This window comes from Pseudoduganella sp. jia 12, from assembly GCF_055502675.1.
In genome coordinates this window covers 1-21,563 of record NZ_JBUXKP010000011.1, presented here as the reverse complement: position 1 = coordinate 21,563, position 21,563 = coordinate 1, and the positions used below count along the sequence as shown (strand labels likewise).

Annotated in this window: 13 protein-coding genes and 3 tRNA genes; 11 read left to right on the top strand and 5 right to left on the bottom strand. The window is 65.4% G+C overall.

Annotated features, from left to right (window positions below; genetic code table 11):
* Positions 1 to 2 precede the first annotated feature (2 nt).
* Positions 3 to 530, bottom strand: coding sequence for an Lrp/AsnC family transcriptional regulator (locus tag ACY65G_RS22670; protein WP_137315692.1), 528 nt, complete (start codon positions 528 to 530; stop codon positions 3 to 5).
* A 126-nt stretch (positions 531 to 656) separates the two neighbouring features.
* On the opposite strand from ACY65G_RS22670, the gene hppD reads away from it, so the two are divergent.
* The 4 genes from hppD to ACY65G_RS22650 all read left to right on the top strand — a co-directional run bounded on the left by hppD (position 657) and on the right by ACY65G_RS22650 (position 10,248).
* A complete protein-coding gene (gene hppD, locus ACY65G_RS22665) occupies positions 657 to 1,799 on the top strand; it encodes a 4-hydroxyphenylpyruvate dioxygenase (RefSeq protein WP_464999555.1) in 1,143 nt (380 codons plus the stop codon).
* 88 nt (positions 1,800 to 1,887) lie between these two features.
* On the top strand, positions 1,888 to 5,454 hold the full coding sequence (locus ACY65G_RS22660) for an indolepyruvate ferredoxin oxidoreductase family protein (RefSeq protein ID WP_464999554.1): 3,567 nt from the start codon (positions 1,888 to 1,890) through the stop codon (positions 5,452 to 5,454).
* Between the two features lie 240 nt (positions 5,455 to 5,694).
* The gene (locus ACY65G_RS22655) at positions 5,695 to 8,355 is read left to right on the top strand and encodes a TonB-dependent receptor plug domain-containing protein (RefSeq protein ID WP_464999553.1); all 2,661 of its coding nucleotides are present in this window, start codon (positions 5,695 to 5,697) and stop codon (positions 8,353 to 8,355) included.
* A gap of 135 nt (positions 8,356 to 8,490) precedes the next feature.
* Entirely contained in the window at positions 8,491 to 10,248 is a 1,758-nt protein-coding gene (locus ACY65G_RS22650; protein WP_464999552.1) for a M14 family metallopeptidase, read from the top strand.
* Positions 10,249 to 10,309: 61 nt separating this feature from the next.
* Here the strand turns inward: ACY65G_RS22650 and ttcA are convergent, their stop codons facing one another.
* Genes ttcA through ACY65G_RS22635 form a run of 3 tightly spaced genes read right to left on the bottom strand, consistent with a single transcriptional unit; the run spans position 10,310 to position 12,440 of the window.
* Entirely contained in the window at positions 10,310 to 11,224 is a 915-nt protein-coding gene (gene ttcA, locus ACY65G_RS22645) for a tRNA 2-thiocytidine(32) synthetase TtcA (RefSeq protein WP_464999551.1), read from the bottom strand.
* Positions 11,221 to 11,619 carry a dihydroneopterin aldolase gene (locus ACY65G_RS22640; RefSeq protein ID WP_464999550.1) on the bottom strand — a complete coding sequence of 133 codons (399 nt, stop codon included), beginning with the start codon at positions 11,617 to 11,619 and terminating at the stop codon, positions 11,221 to 11,223. The genes ttcA and ACY65G_RS22640 overlap by 4 nt, the downstream gene beginning before the upstream one ends.
* Before the next feature lie 29 nt (positions 11,620 to 11,648).
* Entirely contained in the window at positions 11,649 to 12,440 is a 792-nt protein-coding gene (locus ACY65G_RS22635; RefSeq protein WP_464999549.1) for an SDR family oxidoreductase, read from the bottom strand.
* A gap of 36 nt (positions 12,441 to 12,476) precedes the next feature.
* Between ACY65G_RS22635 and ACY65G_RS22630 the strand changes: the two genes are divergently transcribed.
* From ACY65G_RS22630 to ACY65G_RS22620, 3 genes are all read left to right on the top strand, one after another.
* Positions 12,477 to 13,625 carry a class I SAM-dependent methyltransferase gene (locus tag ACY65G_RS22630; RefSeq protein WP_464999548.1) on the top strand — a complete coding sequence of 383 codons (1,149 nt, stop codon included), beginning with the start codon at positions 12,477 to 12,479 and terminating at the stop codon, positions 13,623 to 13,625.
* A 152-nt stretch (positions 13,626 to 13,777) separates the two neighbouring features.
* Positions 13,778 to 14,731, top strand: coding sequence for a J domain-containing protein (locus ACY65G_RS22625; protein ID WP_464999547.1), 954 nt, complete (start codon positions 13,778 to 13,780; stop codon positions 14,729 to 14,731).
* A gap of 147 nt (positions 14,732 to 14,878) precedes the next feature.
* A complete protein-coding gene (locus ACY65G_RS22620; RefSeq protein WP_464999546.1) occupies positions 14,879 to 16,528 on the top strand; it encodes a response regulator in 1,650 nt (549 codons plus the stop codon).
* A gap of 21 nt (positions 16,529 to 16,549) precedes the next feature.
* Here ACY65G_RS22620 and ACY65G_RS22615 read toward each other — a convergent pair whose 3' ends face one another.
* On the bottom strand, positions 16,550 to 19,780 hold the full coding sequence (locus ACY65G_RS22615) for a bifunctional diguanylate cyclase/phosphodiesterase (RefSeq protein WP_464999545.1): 3,231 nt from the start codon (positions 19,778 to 19,780) through the stop codon (positions 16,550 to 16,552).
* A 205-nt stretch (positions 19,781 to 19,985) separates the two neighbouring features.
* Between ACY65G_RS22615 and ACY65G_RS22610 the strand changes: the two genes are divergently transcribed.
* The 4 genes from ACY65G_RS22610 to tuf all read left to right on the top strand — a co-directional run.
* Positions 19,986 to 20,071, top strand: a tRNA-Tyr gene (locus ACY65G_RS22610).
* 46 nt (positions 20,072 to 20,117) lie between these two features.
* Positions 20,118 to 20,191 (top strand) — tRNA-Gly (locus ACY65G_RS22605).
* Between the two features lie 25 nt (positions 20,192 to 20,216).
* Positions 20,217 to 20,291, top strand: a tRNA-Thr gene (locus tag ACY65G_RS22600).
* A gap of 124 nt (positions 20,292 to 20,415) precedes the next feature.
* A partial coding sequence (gene tuf, locus ACY65G_RS22595) for an elongation factor Tu (protein WP_464999544.1) occupies positions 20,416 to 21,563 on the top strand: 1,148 nt, incomplete at its 3' end.

The window sequence follows — 21,563 nt, the reverse complement described above, 5'->3', positions numbered from 1 at the left end:
TGTCAAACCAGCGGCAGCGCCGTCGTATCCTTGATTCGCTGCAGCGCAAAACTCGACTTCACGTCCAGCACCGCCGGATGCCGCAGCAGCGTGGCCATCATGAAGCGCGAGAAGTGGTCCATGTCTTCCACGTGCACGCGCAGCAGGTAATCCATTTCGCCCGTCATCGCATAGCAGGCCACCACCTCCGGCCACCCTTCGACGGCCACGGCGAAATCCTCGCGCGGTGACACGGTGCCCGGCAGCGCACCCAGCGCACGGGCGGTGCTGTGCGCCACGGCGGCGGCGTCGCTGTGCTTTTCCAGCCGCACGTTCACGTAGGCCAGCAGGCCCAGGCCGATCTTGTCCGGATCGAGCAGCGCCACGTACTGGCGGATCACGCCTTCCTCTTCCAGCCGCTTGATGCGGCGCAGGCAGGGCGACGGCGACAGGCTGACCTGCTCGGCCACGTCCTGGTTGGACAGGCGGCCATCTTCCTGCAGGATCGAAAGGATTTTACGGTCTGTCTTGTCCAGCGCGATCTTGGTCATAATCTTCTCTAGGTGTCCCTGATAACGCAATATTATTGCTCAAAACCCCTTGCCAAGGGAAATCTTTGCAATTTAATTCTTCCTCTCGAAGCCTATACTTTTCGCTATTCGATAAAGGAGACGCACATGCAATTCACGCCCTGGGAAAACCCGATGGGAACCGACGGATTCGAATTCGTCGAGTTCGCCGCACCCGATCCGAAAGCGCTCGGGCAGCTGTTCGAGAACATGGGCTTTACCGCCATCGCGCGCCATCGCACCAAGGATGTCACGCTGTACCGCCAGGGCGAGATCAATTTCATCATCAACGCCGAGGAGCATTCGTTCGCGCAGCGTTTCGCGCGCCAGCACGGCCCTTCGGTGTGCGCGATCGCGATCCGCGTCGACGATGCGGCCCATGTCTACAGCAAGGCGCTGGAAATGGGGGCGTGGGGCTTCGACAACAAGACCGGCCCGATGGAACTGAACATCCCGGCGATCAAGGGCGTGGGCGATTCGCTGCTGTACCTCGTCGACCGCTGGCGCGGCAAGAACGCCGCCAAGGGGCAGGCGCCCGGCAGCATCGGCGACATCAGCATCTACGACGCCGACTTCGTGGCCATTCCCGGCGTCGATCCGAATCCCGTCGGCAAGGGCCTCACGTATATCGACCACCTCACGCACAACGTCTACCGTGGCCGCATGGCCGAGTGGGCCGGCTTCTACGAACGCCTGTTCAATTTCCGCGAGATCCGCTATTTCGACATCGCCGGCAAGCACACGGGCCTGAAGTCGAAGGCGATGACTTCGCCGTGCGGCAAGATCCGCATTCCGATCAACGAATCGTCGGACGACAAGTCGCAGATCGCCGAGTACCTGAACGAATACCATGGCGAAGGCATCCAGCACATCGCGCTGGGCACCGATGACATCTACAACTCCATCCAGGGAATGCGCGACAACGGAATCGCTTTCCAGGATACGATCGAAACGTATTACGAACTGGTCAACCGGCGCCTGCCCAACCATGGCGAAAACCTGGACGAGCTGCGCCGCCTGCGCATCCTGATCGACGGGCAGGCCAACAGCGATGAGCAGGGCAATCCGCAGCGCGAACTGCTGCTGCAGATCTTCACGCAAAACGTGATCGGCCCGATCTTCTTCGAGATCATCCAGCGCAAGGGCGACCAGGGCTTTGGCGAAGGAAACTTCCGCGCGCTGTTCGAGTCGATCGAACTCGACCAGATTCGCCGCGGCGTGCTGGAGGTCAAGCCGACAGCCACCGCGTAAGCAGCAGCGCCACACAGCAGAGCCGGCAGCACCCCGCAAGAGGGCGCGCCGGCTTGAAGCTTTCAGCAGCACATATTGGAGACAACCCATGAACGCACCTCACAAGGGTACGGAGCTAGGCAAAGAGGACATCACCCTCGAAGACAAGTGGACGCTGGAGCGCGGCAGCGCGTTCCTCACCGGCACCCAGGCGCTGATCCGCCTGCCCATGCTGCAGCGCGAACGCGACCTGAAGGCCGGCCTGAACACGGCCGGCTACATCACCGGCTACCGCGGTTCGCCCGTCACGTCGATCGACCAGACGGCGGTGAAGGCGAAAAAATACCTGGACGCGCACCACGTCAAGTTCCACCCGGGCATGAACGAAGACCTGGCCGCCACGGCGGTATGGGGCACGCAGCAAACCAACCTGTTTGCCGACGCGAAATACGACGGCGTGTTTTCCATGTGGTATGGCAAAGGCCCGGGCGTGGACCGCTGCGGCGACGTGTTCAAGCATGCCAACAACGCCGGCAGTTCGAAGCACGGCGGCGTGCTGGTGCTGGCCGGCGACGACCATGCGGCCAAGTCCTCGTCCACGGCGCACCAGTCGGACCACATCCTGGCCGCATGCGGCATTCCCGTGCTGTACCCTTCGTCCGTGCAGGAATACCTCGACTACGGCCTGCATGGCTGGGCGATGAGCCGCTACACGGGGTTGTGGGTGGCCATGAAGTGCGTGACCGACATCATCGAATCGGGTGCCGTCATCGACTTCGACCCGGACCGCGTGCAGATCGCCATGCCGGACGATTTCGAGCTGCCGCCGGGCGGCCTGAACATCCGCTGGCCGGATGCAGTGCTGGACCAGGAAGTGCGGATGAACAGCTACAAGTGGTACGCGGCGCTCGCGTACTGCCGCGCCAACAAGCTCAATAAAATCATCTGGGACAGCCCGCGGCCGAAGATCGGCATCATCACCGCCGGCAAGTCCTATCTCGACACGCGCCAGGCGCTGGCCGACCTCGGCATCGACGAACAGGCCGCGGCCGACATCGGCATCCGCCTGTACAAGGTGGGCATGACATGGCCGCTGGAGGCCGATGGCGTGCATGAATTCGCGCGCGGGCTGGACGAGATCCTGGTAGTGGAGGAAAAGCGCCAGATCCTCGAATACGCATTGAAGGAAGAGCTGTACAACCTGCCCGATGGCCAGCGCCCGCGCGTGGTCGGCAAGTTCGATGACACCGGCGAATGGTCGAACCAGCACCGCAGCGGCCACGGCGACTGGCTGCTGCCTGCCACGTATGAACTGAATCCGGCGCAGATCGCCCGCGCCATCGCCAGCCGCATTTCGCACTACTGCGCGGGCCACCCGGTGGCAAAGCGCGTGCAGGAACGCATCGCCTTCCTGGAAGCAAAGGAACTGGTGCTCAAGAACGTGCCCGCCAAGGCCAATCCGGAAACGGACCGCACGCCGTACTTCTGTTCCGGTTGCCCGCACAATTCGTCGACCAAGGTGCCCGAAGGTTCGCGCGCGCTGGCCGGCATCGGCTGCCACTACATGGTGTTGTGGATGGACCGCGAAACGTCCACGTTCACGCACATGGGCGCGGAAGGCGTCACGTGGGTGGGCCAGGCGCCGTTCACGAACGAGCAGCACGTGTTCACCAACCTCGGCGACGGTACCTATTTCCACTCCGGGATCCTGGCGATCCGGGCGGCGGTGGCCGCCAAGGTCAACATCACCTACAAGATCCTGTTCAACGACGCGGTGGCCATGACGGGCGGCCAGGCCTTCGACGGCCCGCTCGATCCGGGCATGATCTCGCGGCAGATCGCTGCCGAAGGCGTCACGCCGATCATCGTCGTCACCGATGACCCGGACAAGTACCCGGACGATTACGCATGGGCACCCGGCGTCACCGTGCGCCACCGTTCCGAACTGATGGACGTGCAGAAGGAGCTGCGCGACAAGCCCGGCGTGTCGGCGATGATCTACGACCAGACCTGCGCCTCCGAGAAACGGCGCCGCCGCAAGCGCAACGAATACCCCGATCCCGCCAAGCGCGTGGTCATCAACGAGGCCGTGTGCGAAGGTTGCGGCGACTGCTCGGTGCAGTCGAACTGCCTGTCCGTGGAACCGCTGGAAACGGAACTGGGGCGCAAGCGCCAGATCAACCAGTCGAGCTGCAACAAGGATTACTCGTGCGTGTCCGGCTTCTGCCCGTCGTTCGTGACGGTGGAAGGGGGCCAGCTGAAGAAACCGAAGAAGGCGGCCGCCGGCGGCGAAGTGCCGGCATTGCCCGCACCCGTGCTGCCGTCCACTGCGCAGCCCTACGGCATCCTCGTCACGGGCATCGGCGGCACTGGCGTCGTCACTGTCGGCCAGATCCTGGCCGTGGCGGCGCACGTGGAGAACAAGGGCGCCGTGGTGCTCGACATGAGCGGCCTGGCGCAGAAGGGCGGGCCGGTGATGTCGCACGTGCGGCTGGCCGACCGCCAGGCCGACCTGCACTCCACGCGGGTGGGCACCGGCAGCGCCGATCTCGTGATCGGCTGCGACCAGATCGTCACGGCCAGCCGCGATGCCCTGAGCCGGATGGGCGAAGGCCGCACGTGGGCCGCGATCAATTCCACCGGCGCCACCACCGCCGCGTTCGTGAAAAACCCGGACTGGCAATTCCCGGGTACCAGCTCGCAGTCGGAAATCCTGCGTGCCTGCGGCGAAGACCGCGTGGACTTCCTCGATGCGGGCCGCATCGCCAGCGCACTGATGGGCGATGCGATCGCCACGAACATGTTCATGCTGGGCTACTGCTTCCAGAAGGGCCACGTGCCATTGTCGGAAGCATCGCTGATGAAGGCGGTCGAACTGAATGGCGTGTCGGTGGCGTTCAACAAGGCCGCGTTCAACTGGGGCCGCTATGCGGCGCACGATCTCGCCGCCGTGACGAAGATGGCGGCACCCGCCCAGGTCATCGAATTCAAGCGCACGCAGTCGCTGGACGAGCTGGTCACCCGCCGCGTGGAATTGCTGACGGCTTACCAGAACGCCGCGTATGCCAACCAGTATCGTGACTTCGTCGGCCAGGTACGCGCTGCGGAAGAGCGGCTGGGATCGAAAAAACTCACCGAAGCCGTTGCCCGCTACCTGTACAAGCTGATGGCTTACAAGGATGAGTACGAGGTCGCCCGGCTCCACACGGATCCGGCCTTCCGCCGGAAGATCGAAGGCATGTTCGAAGGCGACTACGCGGTGAAATACCACCTGGCGCCGCCGCTGCTGGCGAAGACGGACAAGGATGGCCACCTCGTGAAGCAGCAGTTCGGCCCGTGGATGCGGCAGGCGTTCGGCGTGCTGGCGAAGCTGAAGGGCTTGCGCGGCACGCCGCTCGACGTGTTCGGTTACACGGCCGAGCGCAAGATGGAGCGTGCGCTGATCGGGCAGTACCGCGATACGGTGGCGGCACTGCTGCCGAAGCTCACGCAGGAAAACCTGGCCACGGCCGTGGCGATTGCCCGGATCCCGGAAGACATCCGCGGCTATGGCCACGTGAAGGAGCGCCACCTGAAGGCGGCGAAGCAGAAGGAGGCTGCGCTGCTGGCAACGTATCACGCTACCCCTCACGCTGCCCCTCACGCTGCGCCAGCGGCCGCGCCGCACGCGGCCTGAGGTTCGATGCAGCAGCGACTGCGAGGATGCCACGGCATCTTCGCAGTCGCTGCCCGTGATGCGCTATCGCTACGCCAGTCGCGTTCGCGGGCGGCCCGCAACCGTTGAGCAACGCATAAGCAATCTCGAAAGGCTTCGTTCAAAAAAGGCAATCCTGTTCGTATGATTCGGTTCCCACAAGGACCAATCATGCCGACAATGAAGACCAAGAATCCGATTCTCGCCGCAGCAGTCAGGACCATGTTCTGCATCCCTTTCTGCGGCATGCCCCTGCTGGCGCAGGCGCAGGCTGAACCGCCGCCCGAAGGGGCGGCGCCCACCGTCGTCGTCACGGGCTCGCGCATTCCGCGCGCCACGCTCGAAGGCCCGTCGGCCGTTACCGTGATCACGGCCGAGGACATTACCCGCCAGGGTTACAAGAACGTGTTCGATGCCCTGAACAACCAGGTGCAGAACAGCGGCTTCGTGCAGGGCGCCGATTTCGGCAATACCTTCACGCCGTCGGCCAACACCATCAGCCTGCGCGGGCTGGGCCCGAACCATACGCTGGTGCTGCTGAACGGCCGGCGCCTGGCCGATTTCCCGATCGCGTACGAAGGCACCGTCAACTTCACCAACCTGGCCAATATTCCTTCCACCGTCGTGGAACGGATCGAGATCCTGTCCGGCGGCGCATCCGCGATCTATGGATCGGATGCGATCGCCGGCGTCGTCAACATCATCCTCAAGAAGCAGCACAGCGGCTTCGACGTCAACTTCAAGGCCGGCGGTACCACGCGCGGCGGCGGCGCCGACCGGCGCGTGCAGTTCACGGGCGGCCGGCAGTTCGGCAAGCTCGATACCGTGTTCGCCCTGGAAGTGAGCGAACGCCAGCCGCTGGCCGCCTACCAGCGCGACTTCATGGACACGCGCGACGGCACGCCGACCAATGTGCTGTCGCGGCGCAATGTCACCGCGGGGCGCTACGTGGACCTGGGCGACACGTGCGGGGCGATCGGCGGGCTGTTCGGCGACAGCGTCGCCAGCTACACCTCCCGCACCGGTGCCTACTGCGCCAGCCCCAAGGTGGGGCCCACCTACTGGTCGGTGCAGACGAAGAACCTGAGCAAGAACGCGTATGCCAGCGCCACGTATGATCTGGACGAGGACACCGAATTCTTCGCCGACGTGCTGGCCGGCCACAATGGCACGCAGAACAACACGCGCGGCCTGTCGTGGATGTCGCAGTCGACGTCCAACAGCTATTTCCTGAACCGGAACACCGGCAACTATGAGGCGTGGACCCGCTATTTCGCGCCGGAGGAAATGGGCGGCGTAGAGCAGTTCAATCGCGCGTGGACCGACCGTGCGCTGGCCGCGTCGCTGGGCGCGCGCGGCCGCATTCCGGGCACGGGCTGGAAGTATGAAGCGGGCTACAGCGCGTCGTGGTACAAGAGCGAGAACCACGTGCCGCGCGCGCTGGCGAACATCGACACTTTCTTCCTCGGCCCGCGCCTGGGTACCGACGAGGATGGCGTGGGCATCTACGCGCCCGATCCGAACCGGCTGACCACGCCGCTCACGCCGGCCGAATTCGGCGCCATCAAGGGCCTGTCGCACAGCGAGGACGAATCGTGGACCAACACGCTGTCGGCCTCCGTGAACGGCACGCTGGTCGAATTGCCGGCCGGCCCGCTGCAACTGGCCGCCGTGCTCGAGGCGGGGCGCCAGGGTTTTTCCAACGTGCCCGACCCGCGCATCAACGAAGGCTACTTCAACGTGGCCACGCGCAGCGACGTCACGGCGGGCACGCGCACCCGCTACGCGGCCGGCGCCGAAGTCAACATCCCGGTGGTAAAGACGGTCAATGCCACGCTGGCGGGCCGCTACGATCGCTACAAGTTCGCCGAGCGCACCAGCGGCAAGTTCACGTATGCGGGCGGGCTCGAATGGCGGCCCGCGAAGGAACTGCTGGTGCGCGCCAACCGCGCCACCAGCTTCCGCGCGCCGGACATGAACTACATCTACAAGGCGCGCGGCACCGGCTATTACTCGTCCACCACCGACTACTACCGCTGCGGCCTGGCGGGCCAGCCGCTCGACAGCTGCGATTACGCCAACGTGTCGCCGGGTTCCGACTATGTGCAGAACGGCAGCCGCGACCTGAAGCCGGAGCGTGGCCGTTCGTATGGCGCCGGCATCGTCTGGTCGCCCAGCAGTGCATTCGATGCCTCCGTCGATTACTGGAACATCCGCATCGACGACCTGGTGACGAACCTTTCCGCCGACCAGTTGCTGCGCGACGAAGCCGCATGCCGGCTGGGCACGCAGGACATCGGTTCGCCTACCTGCGTGGATGCGCTGGCGCGCATCACCCGGTATGCAGCCGATTCGCTCGTGCGGCCCGGCGAGATCCGCGAGATCCGCGTCAACCCGATCAACGCGGCGCAGCAGGGCAGCAGCGGCTTCGACGTGAGCGCGAAGTACGCCTTGCGCACGTCCGCCTACGGCGTGTTCACGGTGCGCGGCAATTACTCGAAGACGGTCACGCGCCGCTCGAAGCAGTTCGCGGGCGACGAGGTTTCCGACGACCTGCACTCGTATGAAAGCTCGGACTGGCCGGACAAGCTGACAGCCAGCCTGAACTGGAACGCGGGCCGCTGGTCGAGCACCGTGTTCGCCACCCGCTACGGCAAGATCCCGAATGCCGCATGGACCGGCTACCTGACGCCGACAACGCTCGTCAACGCCAGCGCCGTGTACCAGGTAACGGACCGCCTCACCCTGTCGCTGATCGTCAACAACGTGGCCAACAAGATCAAGCACGACACCACTGGCGGCTGGCCGAACTACCCGGTCGGCAGTTACAGCCCGGCGGGCCGCGCCGGCTGGGTCGAGCTGAACTATCACTTCGGTTCCTGATGTGCTTTGGGTTGGCCGGCATGACAGGCATGTTGTAAGTCTATAATGTTTCGGCCATGGCGGAACCGGCATGCGATCCATGTCGTGTTCCGCTTTTTTTATCGGTCGACCCGACCCCTACCGGAGCCCTTGTAGATGATCCGTACCGCACTGTCGCTTGCCTTGCTTGCCACCGTTCCGCTGGCCCATGCCGCCCCCGATCTCACCACTGTCTCGGAGCGCTCCGGCTTCCAGGCCACCGGGCGCTACGACGAGGTGATCCGGCTGTGCGCGGATTTCCAGAAGGCGTATCCGAAGGCGGTGCGCTGTCTCGAATTCGGCCGCACGCCGGAAGGGCGGCCGATGCTGGCGCTGGCCGTGTCGAAGACCGGGGCGTTGACGGCGGAAGCGGCGAAAAAGAAAAACATCCCCGTGCTGCTGGTGCAGGGCGGCATCCATGCCGGCGAGATCGATGGCAAGGATGCGGGCTTTCTCGCGCTGCGCCACGCGCTCGACGGCAAGGCCGCCAGCGGCTCGCTGGACAGGCAGGTACTGCTGTTCGTCCCCGTGTTCAACGTGGATGGCCACGAGCGTTTCGGCCCGAACAACCGCCCGAACCAGCGCGGCCCCGTGGAGATGGGCTGGCGCGTCACCGCGCAGAACTACAACCTGAACCGCGATTACCTGAAAGCCGACGCGCCGGAGATGCAGTCGATGCTGGCGCTGGTGAATGCATGGGACCCGCTGGCCTACATCGACCTGCACGTGACCGATGGCGCCAAGTTCGAGCCGGACGTGTCGATCCAGGTGGAACCCGTGCATGGCGGCGACGCGGCACTGCGCGAAGCGGGCACCGCGCTGCGCGACAACGTGATCGCCGACCTGCGCAAGCAGGGATCCGATCCGAAGCATTTCTATATCTCGTTTGCCAGGACGGATGAGCCGCAGTCGGGCTTCGTCGACGAGATGTCCGGCGCGCGTTTTTCGACCGGTTACTTCTACCTGCGCAACCGCTTCGGCATGCTGGTGGAGACGCACTCGTGGAAGGATTACCCGACGCGCGTGAAGATCACGTACAACACGATCGTGTCGCTGATGGACCAGGTGGCAAGGAATGGTACCGAGTGGCGCAAGGCGGCGCTGGCCGCCGATGCCCGTGCGTCCGCGCTGGCAGGCGCGGACTTCCCGCTCAGCTACAAGACCACCGACAAGGTGCAGACGATCGACTTCCGCGGCTACGAGTACAAGCGCGTACCGTCCGACGTCTCCGGCGGCACCTGGACGCAATACGACGAAACGAAGCCGCAGCTGTGGAAGGTGCCGCTGCGCGACGAGATCGTGCCCGACTTCACGATCAAGGCGCCAACCGGGGGCTACCTGGTGCCGGCCGCGCAGGCCGCCGCCGTGGGCGCGAAGCTGAAGCAGCACGGCGTGGCATTCAAGGTGCTGGCCGCGGCGCCGGGCAAGGTGGATGTCGAGGCGTTCCGCGCCACGAAGACGAAGCTGACGCCGCAATCGTTCGAAGGCCACCAGATGCTGGCGGTGGAAGGCGCGTGGGAGTCCGAGGCGCGCGACCTGGGCGCCGGCGCGCTGTTCGTGCCGATCGCGCAGCCGAAGGCGCGGCTGGTGATGACGATGCTGGAGCCGCAGGGCGCCGACTCGCTGCTCGCCTGGGGCATGTTCAATACCGCGTTCGAGCGCAAGGAATACATGGAAGAGTACGTGGCCGAGGAAGTGGCGCGCGAACAGCTGAAGGACCCGGCCGTGGCGGCCGCGTTCAAGGAAAGGCTGGACAACGATCCCGCCTTTGCAAAGAGCTCCCGCGCACGGCTGGAATTCTTCGCAAAGCGCCACGCCTCGTGGGACGAGCGGTTCAACCTGTATCCGGTGTACCGCACGGACCGGAAATTCTGAAGCAATACTGCCGAGAAAATGTTTCCTGAAAAATGGGGACGTACCCCATTTTTAGAGCAACTTATTTCGGCTGCAGCGGAATGATTCCCGGCACGGTAGCCGGCGTCGAGCAGGGTTCCTCGTCGAACGCGATATCGCCCAGCGGGTTGGCCACGCCATCCGTCTTGAGATCGGTGAAGCCGAACAGGTTGCGGTCCATCAGGTGCGACGGCACCACGGTGGACAGCGCCGAGAACACGCTTTCCACACGGCCCGGGGTTTTCTTTTCCCAGTCGCGCAGCATGGCCTTGATCTGCTTGCGCTGCAGGTTTTCCTGCGAGCCGCACAGGTCGCACGGGATGATCGGGAAGCTTTTCACTTCCGCATAGCGCTCCGTGTCTTCTTCCTTCACGTAGGCCAGCGGGCGGATCACCATGTGCTTGCCGTCGTCGGACACCAGCTTGGCCGGCATGCCCTTGAGCTTTCCGCCGAAGAACATGTTGAGGAAGAAGGTCTCGAGGATGTCGTCGCGGTGGTGGCCCAGCGCGATCTTGTTGCAGCCCAGTTCATCGGCCACGCGGTACAGGATGCCGCGGCGCAGGCGCGAGCACAGCGAGCAGGTGGTCTTGCCTTCCGGGATCAGGCGCGTGACGATCGAGTACGTGTCCTGGTTTTCGATGTGGAACGGCACACCCAGTTCCGTCAGGTAGCGCGGCAGCACGTCGGCCGGGAAGTTCGGCTGCTTCTGGTCGAGGTTGACGGCCACGATGTCGAAGTGGATCGGCGCGCGCTCGCGCAAGGTCAGCAGGATGTCGAGCAGCGCATAGCTGTCCTTGCCGCCGGACAGGCACACCATCACCTTGTCGCCGTCTTCGATCATGTTGAAGTCGCCAATGGCCTGGCCCACCAGGCGGCACAGGCGCTTGTGCAGCTTGTTGTTCTCGTAGGCGACCTTCTCGGCCGATTTTTCCACGGGTTTATCGACGATCGCGTTCATGCTTCATCCTTGATGCGGAAGACTTCGACACCCACGCCTTCGCAGTCCGGGTACACATCCGGCTTCATCGTCGACAGGCGCACGGCGCGTACGCGCGGGTGGGCCAGCAGTGCCGTCACCAGGTCGTCGCACAGCGTTTCCTGCAGGTGTACGTGGCCCTCGGCCATGCGCGCCGCGATCGTGTCGCGCATGAAGTCGTAGTCGACCACTTCATGCAGTTCGTCCGCCTTGGGCGTGGACACGGCCAGCGGGATATACAGGTCGACGTTGAACAGGACGCGCTGTTCGCCCTTTTTCTCGAATTCGTGCACGCCGATGTTGATCAGCACTTCGTAGTTGCGCAGGAACAGCCGGCGGCAGTCCTGCAGGCGGGGATGGGTGAGGGCGGACAGCATGATGGGATCGGTGAAATTAATAGGAAAAGTTATTTGGCGAGGAACATCACGTCGCGCGGCAGCGGCAGCAGGTGCTGGCCGCCATCGACCAGCAGCGTGGTGCCCGTGACGGCGCGCGCGGTGGCCGCATACAGCACGGCCGCGGCAATGTCTTCGGGAGTACTGGAACGCCCCAGCGGCGTTTGCGCATGGGCCTTGGCAAAGCCTTCCTCGGTCTGGTCGCCGGACACCATCGTGATGCCCGGCGCAACGCCGACCACGCGCACCTTTGGTGCCAGCGCCTGGGCCAGCACCGTGGTCGCCGTGTGCAGCGCCGCTTTCGACAGCGTGTACGACAGGTAATCGGGGTTGAGATTGTACAGCTTCTGGTCCAGCAGGTTGACGACCACGCCCTGGCCGCCCTCGGCCACCTGGGCGTGCAGCGCCTGCGCCAGCAGCACCGGCGCGGCCACGTTGGCGCGCATGTGCGCGTCCAGTTTCGCGCTGGTGAAGTCGGCGGCGCTGTCGTAGTCGAACAGCGAAGCATTGTTGACCACGCAGGTGACGGGGCCCAGCGCGTCGATCGCGGCGGGCAGCAGCCTTTGAACGGCCGCCTCGTCGGCAAGGTCGCCATGCACCAGCACCGCGCGGCGGCCCAGCGCGGCGATGTCCTGCGCCACCTGTTCGGCTTCGGCACGGGAGGCGCGGTAGTGCAGGGCCACGTTCCAGCCAGCGCGTGCCAGCGCCAGTGCGATGGCGCGGCCGATCCGGCGGCCGGCGCCCGTCACGAGTGCCACGGGGGCGCCATGGTGGTCGGTTGTCGATTGGTCTGTCGTCGTCATATCGTCGTTGGTTGCCCGATTCGCTACAATGCGGGGATGTCCCTTCCCGCACCTTCTCCGGACGCGCTGGCCGCGTCACAAGCCCTGCAGCAGCAGATCGCCGCCGACGTGGCGCGGCACGATGGCGAGCTGTCGTTTGCCCGCTTCATGGAAACGGCGCTGTATGCGCCCCGCCTCGGCTATTACACCGGCGGCGCCGCCAAGCTGGGCAAGGATGGCGATTTTACAACCGCACCGGAGATGTCGCCGCTGTTCGGCGCCGCGCTGGCGCGCGTCGCAGCCGACATTATCGCCCAAAGCGCACCCAGCATCCTCGAATTCGGCGCCGGTACCGGCAAGCTGGCGCGCGACGTGCTGACCGAACTGGCCGGCATGGGCGTGGCGGTGCAGCGCTATGCGATCGTTGAATTGTCCGGCGAGCTGCGCGCACGGCAGCAGGAGGCATTGCGCGATTTCCCCCAGGTCGTCTGGCTGGATGGTTTTCCCGAGTCGTTCGAGGGCGTGGTACTCGGCAACGAGGTGCTCGATGCGATGCCCGTGCACCTGGTCGTGAAAACGGCCGATGGCTGGCGCGAGCAGTGCGTGACGGTGGCGGAAGGGCGCTTCGATTACGTGGCCGCCGACCTGCCGCCCGCGCTCCTCGGCCAGGTCGCCCGCCAGATACCGGAACACGACAGCCTGCCGGAAGGCTATGTGACGGAATTGCACGGCACGGCCTGCGGGTTCATGGGCTCGCTGGGCGCGCTGCTGGCCAAGGGTCGGGGCGCCGCGATCCTGCTCGATTACGGCTTTCCCGCGCACGAGTTCTACCACCCCGACCGCTCGGCGGGCACGCTGATGTGCCATTACCGCCATCACGCCCATCCGGACCCATTCTTCCTGCCCGGCCTGCAGGACATCACCGCCCACGTGGATTTCACCGCGATGGCGCTGGCGGCGCAAAATGCGGGCGCCGACGTGCTGGCCTACATGAGCCAGGCGTCGTTCCTGCTCGGCGCCGGCATCGGCGACCTGCTGCTGCGCACCGATCCGGCCGACACGAAAGCCTACCTGCCGCAGTCGAACGCGGTGCACAAGCTGCTGTCGCCGGCGGAAATGGGCGAGCTGTTCAAGGTGCTGGTGGTGGGCAAGGGGGTCGAGCTGCCGCCGGTGCTGATGGCCAGCGACCGCGCATATCGCCTGTAGCGGGCCTTGTAATCGGCCTGCAGCGTGCCGCAAGCGGTTGCCGGGCACCGCCGCCAACTCCGTGTTTCTGTACAAAAATTGTTATAAGTTCGGCTATTATGGTTGACCTGGCGCGAAACCCGTCGTGACGCGCGGCTGACAATACTGAGACGATGGGCAAGATACATACTCACTACGACAACCTGAAAGTGGCCCGCGGCGCACCGCAGGAAGTCGTACGCGCCGCGTACAAGGCGCTGAGCCAGAAATACCATCCCGACAAGAACCCCGGCGACGAACGCGCGGCCCGCATCATGGCCATCGTGAACACGGCGTATGGCACCTTGTCCGACCCGCATCGGCGCAAGGAACACGACGACTGGATCGCCCAGGAAGAATACGAGATCGAACTGGTGGAAAGCACGCGCCAGGACGATCCGCATCGCGTGGCCGACGTGCCGGTAGGGGGCTGGCCCGACGGGGCGCAGCCGGTGCGCCGGCGGCAACGGGGGCCCGCCTGGCGCCTGTGGGTAACGGCCGTGACGTGCCTGGGGGCCGGCTGGATCGGCGGCGTGCTCACCGTGACCGAACCCCGCCAGGTGTCGACCGTGCTGGCCGCGGCCTGGGGCGGCAAGCCGGCAGGCGAAGTGACCGCCACCGCCAATCCTTATCCGCGCACCGTGCCCAGCATGGCCACGAACGATGGCTGGGAAAGCACGCCCCGGCCGTATTCGCCGGACAGCGATATGCAGCCACCGCCGATCAAGGTGGTGGCGGTGTCGCAGGTGATCCTGCCCGGCTATTCGGGCGAGTGCGAGAGCGAAACGCCGGCGCTGGCGGCGCCGAATGGCGAGCCGTGGCCCACGCAGTCGGGCTATGTGGAAGGTTTCCCGCTGATGAACCGGGGCCAGGACATGCAGCTAACGTTGGACAACGGCGACAATGCCTTCCCGGTCTTCATCAAGGTCTACGACCTGGAGCGCCGCTCGAACGTGCGCTACGTCTTCGTGCAGGCGCAGGATAAATTCATCGTCGAGGGGCTGGCCAGCGGCCGGTACGAGATCCGTTACCAGAACATCGACCTGGCCGGCAAGGCCACTGCTTGCACGCAGCGGCAGCGCGGGTAGCATCCCGCTTGCGCCGGTACCGTCGCGCGCGACGCGCCACGGCGGCGACGCTTACCATGGAAACCGGGAGAATGGCTGTGCGGACATCCGTGCACTTGCCACCATCCTTGGCCAGCATCGTTTGATCACCGGAGCATTTACCACATCATGGCGCCACTGAACGGCCTTGCCGCACTGCTCGTCGAGCCGCATTCCGGCATGCGGGCGAACCTGCAGAACATGCTGACCACGCTTGGCCTGGCCCGCGTGGACGTGGCCACCAATGCGCAGGGCGCCCTGCGCATCCTGGCCGCGCGGCAGTTCGACCTGATCCTGTGCGAATACGACCTGGAGGGCGGGCAGGATGGCCAGCAATTGCTGGAAGACCTGCGCGAGCAGGAACTGATCTCTCCCGCCACGCTGTTCTTCATGGTCACGGCGGAGGGGCAAAGCAGCAAGGTCACGAGCGTGGCCGAGCTGATGCCGGACGATTACATCCTGAAGCCGTTCAAGGCGGATACGCTGCTGGCCCGCATCGAGCGCGCGCTGGACCGGCGCGCCGCGCTGCTGCCCGCCCAGCGCCTGCTGGACGAAGGCGAACACCGCGCGGCAATCGTTGCCTGCGCCGAACAGGAAGCGGCGCAGCCGCGCTACAAGACCGACTTCATGCGGCTGCGCGCGGAAACCCATCTGCTGCTGGGCGAGCCGGAGCAGGCCGAGCATGTCTATGCGGCCGTCTGGCAGGAGCGCAACGCACCATGGGCGCGGCTGGGGCAGGCCAAGACGCTGGCGCTGCGCGGCCGCATGGACGAGGCGCGCGACGTGCTCGCCGAGCTGCTTGGCCATAACGAGCGCTACCTGGCCGCCTATGACTGGCTGGCCCGCGTGCACGAAGAGGCCGGCCAGCTGGCCGAGGCGCAGGCCGTGCTGGCGGACGCGGCCACGCTGTCGCCGCACGCCGTGGGCAGGCTGCGCCGGCTCGGCGAGGTGGCGCTGGAAGCGGGCGATGCCGATTCGGCCGAAAGGGCGTTGAAGCAGGTGCTGCAGCGTGCCCGGTTCTCCGAATTCCGCGATCCCGAAGACCATGCCCGGCTGGCGCAGTCGCTGCTGAAGAAGGGCGACGCGGCACAGGCCGAACTGGTCATTCGCGACATGGAGCGCACGCTGGCCAACCGCGAGAACACGCCCGTCTGCGCGGCGATCGCCACGGCCATGCTGTGCGAAGCTACCGGCGACACGGCGCGCCTCGGCGCGGCGCTCGACAGCGCGCTGGCCGGCGCGCGGCAGGCCCCCCACCTGTCGGCCGGCATGAAGCTGGAGCTGGCGCGCACCTGCCTCGCGGCAGGGCGCGAGCAGCAGGCCGCCGAGGTGATGCGCAACGTCATGGCCAGCGCCGGCGGCGGTACGCCGATGGCCAAGGCGATGCGCCTGCTGGAACAGTCGGGCAAGGGCGACATGGCGAACCGGCTGGCCCGGGAAAGCCGCCACGCGGTGGCGGAAATGGTGGCGCAGGGCGCGGCGCAGGCAAAGGCGGGCGACCTGCGCGGCGCGGTGGACACCATGCTCGACGCGGTGCAGAAACTGCCGGACAATCCGCAGGTGGTCTTCAATGCCGCCGTGGCCGTGCTGAAGTACCTGGAGCGCACCGGCTGGGACGAGAAGCTGGGCACCCGCGGCATCGAGCTGGTGGCGCACCTGCGCCGGGTCGATCCTGCCAATGCCCGGCTGGCCGCGCTCGGCGGCCTGCAGGAAGAGCTGCTGAAGCGCTACAACGTACGTCCGGGGCGCCGCACCGTGACCGTGCGGCAGCAGGCCTAGCAGCCTTCGCGGCACGGCCTTCTAGGCCACTGCCTTCACCGGGCCGTCCAGCGCGGCGCCGGCGGCCCGCTCGAAGTCGGCCGCCGGCATCGGCTGCGCAAACAGGTAGCCTTGGGCTTCGTCGCAGCCGTGGGCCTTGAGGAAGTCGGCCTGTGCCGCGGTCTCCACGCCTTCGGCGATCACGTCCAGCCCCAGCGCATGGGCCAGGCCGATCGTCGCGCTGACGATTGCCGCATCGTTCGGATCGGTCTCGATATCCTTGACGAAGCCGCGGTCGATCTTGATCCGGTCCAGTTCGAACAGCTTCAGGTAGGACAGCGACGAATAGCCGGTGCCGAAATCGTCGATCGCCACACGGATGCCGCGTGCGCGCAACCCCTGCAACAGGGCGCGGCTGCGCTCCGGGTCCTGCATGGCCGCCGACTCGGTGATTTCCAGTTCCAGCAGGGCGGGATCGACGCCGGCTTCGGCCAGCATGCGGTCGAGCAGTGCCAGCAGGGCCTGGCCCTGGCACTGCCGGGCGGACAAGTTGACGGCCAGGCGCAAATGGCCCAGCCCGAGCGTTTGCCAGCGGCCGAGCAGTCCGATCGCACGCTGCAGCACCCATTCGCCCAGCGGCAGGATCAGGCCGGATTCCTCGGCGATCGGCACGAAGCGGTCCGGCCCCACCATGCCCAGTTCCGGATGGTGCCAGCGCAGCAGCGCCTCGGCGCCGACCAGGGTGCCGCTCGGCAGGTCGACCTGTGGCTGCAGGTACAAATCGAATTCGCCCTGTTCCAGCGCCTGCCAAAGGCGGCTTTCCAGCAGCAGGCGCTCGTGCGTGGCGGCATTCATGGCATGCGAGAAGAACTGGAAATTGCCGCGGCCCTGGCTCTTCGCCGCATACATCGCCGTGTCGGCATGGCGCAGCAGCGTTCCCGCATTCTCGCCGTCGGCCGGATACATCGCGATGCCGACACTGGTGCCGCTGTGGATGGCTTGTTCCTGCAGCGGATACGGGCGCGCCAGCACGTCGACGATGCTGGCCGCCATGTGGCTGGCGTCGTCCGGCGTCACATGGCCGGTGACGACGATGAATTCGTCGCCGCCCAGCCTGGCGATCGTGTCCGCGTCGCGCAGCAGCTCGCGCAAGCGGCCCGCCACCGCCAGCAGCAGCTGGTCGCCGGTCTGGTGGCCGTGCGTATCGTTGATCTTCTTGAAACGGTCCAGGTCGAGGAACATCACGGCCACCGTCTGCCCAAGCCGCTGTGCCCGCGCCAGCGCCTGTTCCAGGCGCAGGTTCAGCGACAGCCGGTTGTCCAGGCCCGTCAACGGATCGTGGTGGGCCAGGCGATGGATGCGTTCCTGGGCGCGGCGCTGTTCCGTCAGGTCGTGCAGGATCGCCACGAACAGGTGCTCGCCAGGCAGTTCCACTTCGCTGACCGACACGGCCAGCGGAAACGCGGCGCCATCGCTGCGCAAGCCGGTGGCTTCGTGCTCGCGCGTGTTACCCGCCGCGATGCGCCGCAGCAGGGAGGCAGGGCTGTCGCCGGTACCGACCGGCAGCAGGCGAGCCAGCGGCAGCCCGGCCATCAGGTCGGGCGCGTAGCCGAACAGGCGTCCGGCGGCCGCGTTGGCCCCGGTCAGCACGCCATCGGTGGACATCGTCAGGATCGCATCCGCCGCCTTTTCCAGGATCGCCTTCAGCCGCGCCTCGCGTTCCTGCAGGCGGGCAGTACTGGCTTCGACCTGGGCGCGCACGGAAGCCTGTTCGCCGCTCGTCTGCAGCAGCAGGCCGCCCAGCAGGCTTGCCAGGACCAGGCCGGCCGCCAGCACGGCCAGGCTTTGCCAGTTGCGCTGGCTGGCCATGTACTCGGCCGTGGGAGTCAGCGTCAGGCGATACTGGCGACCACCGAAATGCAGGGTACGCTCGGAGGCGGGGACGCCGGCCGCATCCGCCAGGGCCGGCGACAGCGATTCACCCGTCGCATCGTCGTGCAGGCTGGCCAGCAGTTGGGGGAAACCTATTTCGCGCATCACGCTGTCGAGGTAAGCGCCCGGATCGAGCGCAACCAGCAGGAGCGAATCGGATGGTGCGCCGCTTCCCGACGGTACCGCCTGGAGCAACGCCACGACGCGCCGAGGCGCCGATTGCAACGGTGTCAACGGTGCGCTCGCGGTCGGTTCGCCCGATGCCAGCGCCTGCTCGACAGCGGCGGCCTGCGCAGGATCGGACAGCATGTCGAGCCCGAGATGGCGGCGGTTGCCGCGAGGTTCGGCGTAACTTGCCACCACGTAGCGTTCCCTGGCCGGGGAGGGGCGCAGCACGCCATCGGCATCCGGCGTGCGAATCGCGAACATCGGATCGACATTTTTCCGGCCCCAGGCCTCGAACGCGGGCCGGTCGGCGCCGGCCACCGGCTTCAGCCAGCTCATCGTCAGGATCTCCGGGTGACGGGACTGATAGCCGTGCGCGATGTTGCGGAAGATGTCGGGGCGGATATGGCTGCTGTAGCCCGTCATGCCGCCCGCGATCGCGAACACATAGCGCTCATGCTCGGAAAACTTGGCCTGCAGCAGGTCCGACGCCTGCTGCGCCTTCAGCTGCACCTTCTGCATCTGCTGGTGCGATTCCCAGCGGCGCACTTGCAGGAAGATCACCAGGAACAGCGCCACCAGCACGAGGATCGGCCCGCCGAATGTCCAGCGGCGCTGCGCCCACAGCGAACGGGGCTTGCCGAAAATGGCCCATGCCAGCGGTGCACCGAGCAGCATTCCCAGTGCATCGCCCAGCCACCAGGTGAACCAGCTGGCGATGACGTCATCGCCGGGGACGACACCCAGCAGCGCGAGCGCGCACAGCGACAGCGTACTGCTGGTCAGCGCCAGTGCCGGCGGCAGGGCGAGGAAGCGCAGCACGTCGCGCCCCGCACCAATGGCCGGACTGACCCAGCGGGCAAAGGCATGCATGCCGATGTAGGCCTGCAGCACGGCAGCGGCTGTCGCGGCCATGACAGCGGCCATCAGCAGGCCCGGGGGCACGGCAGCCGCGCGAGGCAGCGAGTACAGGTTCACCAGCAGCACGCCAAGCGTGATGCCGGGCAATGCACGGGAGCCGCAACTGACGAGCGCGGCCAGTGCCAGCCCGGCCGGGAGGAACAGCGGCGTAGAGAAGCCCGGCACCAGGGCCAGCTCCAGGCCCATGACGCCGATGGCGGCATAGGCAGCTGCCAGCAGCAAATTGGCCGCCAGGCGGTGCTGAAGGGCATTCAAATCAAGGTGCTCCACGGTGCGCCGACATACGGCTGACTTGCAGATTCTATCCCAATGCATGCAACGTAAAAACAACACTTGCATTTCCTGCGGGGTACCCGCTACAATCTCGCCCCGAAGCAGGCAGTTAGCTGCTCGATACGAAATGCTTGTGTCGGGGTGTTGACAGTTTTGATTTTATGCTTCATACTCTGCGGTTCCTCGCGGAGGGGTGGCCGAGTGGTTAAAGGCAGCAGACTGTAAATCTGCCCTCTTATGAGTACACTGGTTCGAATCCAGTCCCCTCCACCAAGTTTTCGCAAGGAAGCTGAGTGACAATGTAGTGAAACGGAACCTCGCGGGTGTAGCTCAATGGTAGAGCTGAAGCCTTCCAAGCTTAAGACGAGGGTTCGATTCCCTTCACCCGCTCCAGTCTTCGTTGCAATGTAGTAAACAAGCCCTTTTAGCTCAGTGGTAGAGCACTCCCTTGGTAAGGGAGAGGCCACGTGTTCAATCCACGTAAAGGGCACCAGAATTCGCTGCGCAGCCGATGGTCACCATGCGGCTGCGCGGTAGTATCAGACAGCAGTATCAGTACCCAATCTGACAGTCGGGCGCGTGCCCAGCAATATCTTAAAAATTGTTAGGAGTCTAAAATGGCAAAAGGTAAGTTTGAGCGGACTAAACCGCACGTGAACGTTGGCACCATCGGTCACGTCGACCATGGCAAGACCACCCTGACCGCTGCAATCGCAACCGTACTGTCGAAGAAATTCGGCGGCGAAGCCAAGGCCTACGACCAGATCGACGCTGCTCCGGAAGAAAAAGCACGCGGCATCACGATCAACACCGCGCACGTCGAGTACGAAACCGCTGCCCGTCACTACGCGCACGTTGACTGCCCAGGCCACGCCGACTACATCAAGAACATGATCACCGGCGCAGCGCAGATGGACGGCGCGATCCTGGTGTGCTCCGCAGCCGACGGCCCGATGCCGCAGACCCGCGAACACATCCTGCTGGCCCGTCAGGTTGGCGTGCCTTACATCATCGTGTTCCTGAACAAGTGCGACCTGGTCGACGACGCGGAGCTGCTGGAACTGGTGGAAATGGAAGTGCGCGAGCTGCTGTCCAAGTACGAGTTCCCTGGCGACGACCTGCCGATCATCAAAGGTTCGGCACGTATGGCCCTGGAAGGTGCAGCTGGCGAGATGGGCGAAGAGTGCATCATCCGCCTGGCCGACGCACTGGACACCTACATCCCGACGCCTGAGCGCGCTGTGGACGGCGCCTTCCTGATGCCTGTGGAAGACGTGTTCTCGATCTCCGGCCGCGGTACCGTGGTGACCGGCCGTGTCGAACGCGGCATCATCAAGGTCGGCGAAGAAATCGAAATCGTCGGCATCATCGACACCGTGAAGACGACCTGCACCGGCGTGGAAATGTTCCGCAAGCTGCTGGACCAGGGTCAAGCTGGCGACAACGTCGGCCTGCTGCTGCGCGGCACCAAGCGTGAAGACGTGCAGCGTGGCCAGGTTCTGGCCAAGCCGGGCTCGATCAAGCCGCACAACCACTTCACCGGCGAGATCTACGTGCTGTCGAAGGATGAGGGCGGCCGTCACACCCCGTTCTTCAACAACTACCGCCCTCAGTTCTACTTCCGTACGACGGACGTGACCGGCTCGATCGAGCTGCCAGCGGACAAAGAGATGGTCATGCCGGGCGACAACGTGTCGATCACCGTCAAGCTGATCTCCCCGATCGCCATGGAAGAAGGCCTGCGCTTTGCAATCCGTGAAGGCGG

Bases quoted from the DNA above. Each gene is read 5' to 3' on its own strand.
- ACY65G_RS22630 (WP_464999548.1), top strand. From the start codon at position 12,477: ATGTCCCTTCCCGCACCTTCTCCGGACGCGCTGGCCGCGTCACAAGCC.
- ACY65G_RS22660 (WP_464999554.1), top strand. From the start codon at position 1,888: ATGAACGCACCTCACAAGGGTACGGAGCTAGGCAAAGAGGACATCACC.
- ACY65G_RS22625 (WP_464999547.1), top strand. From the start codon at position 13,778: ATGGGCAAGATACATACTCACTACGACAACCTGAAAGTGGCCCGCGGC.
- ACY65G_RS22670 (WP_137315692.1), bottom strand. From the start codon at position 530: ATGACCAAGATCGCGCTGGACAAGACAGACCGTAAAATCCTTTCGATC.
- ACY65G_RS22640 (WP_464999550.1), bottom strand. From the start codon at position 11,619: ATGCTGTCCGCCCTCACCCATCCCCGCCTGCAGGACTGCCGCCGGCTG.
- ACY65G_RS22620 (WP_464999546.1), top strand. From the start codon at position 14,879: ATGGCGCCACTGAACGGCCTTGCCGCACTGCTCGTCGAGCCGCATTCC.
- ACY65G_RS22650 (WP_464999552.1), top strand. From the start codon at position 8,491: ATGATCCGTACCGCACTGTCGCTTGCCTTGCTTGCCACCGTTCCGCTG.
- ACY65G_RS22655 (WP_464999553.1), top strand. From the start codon at position 5,695: ATGTTCTGCATCCCTTTCTGCGGCATGCCCCTGCTGGCGCAGGCGCAG.
- hppD (WP_464999555.1), top strand. From the start codon at position 657: ATGCAATTCACGCCCTGGGAAAACCCGATGGGAACCGACGGATTCGAA.
- ttcA (WP_464999551.1), bottom strand. From the start codon at position 11,224: ATGAACGCGATCGTCGATAAACCCGTGGAAAAATCGGCCGAGAAGGTC.
- ACY65G_RS22635 (WP_464999549.1), bottom strand. From the start codon at position 12,440: ATGACGACGACAGACCAATCGACAACCGACCACCATGGCGCCCCCGTG.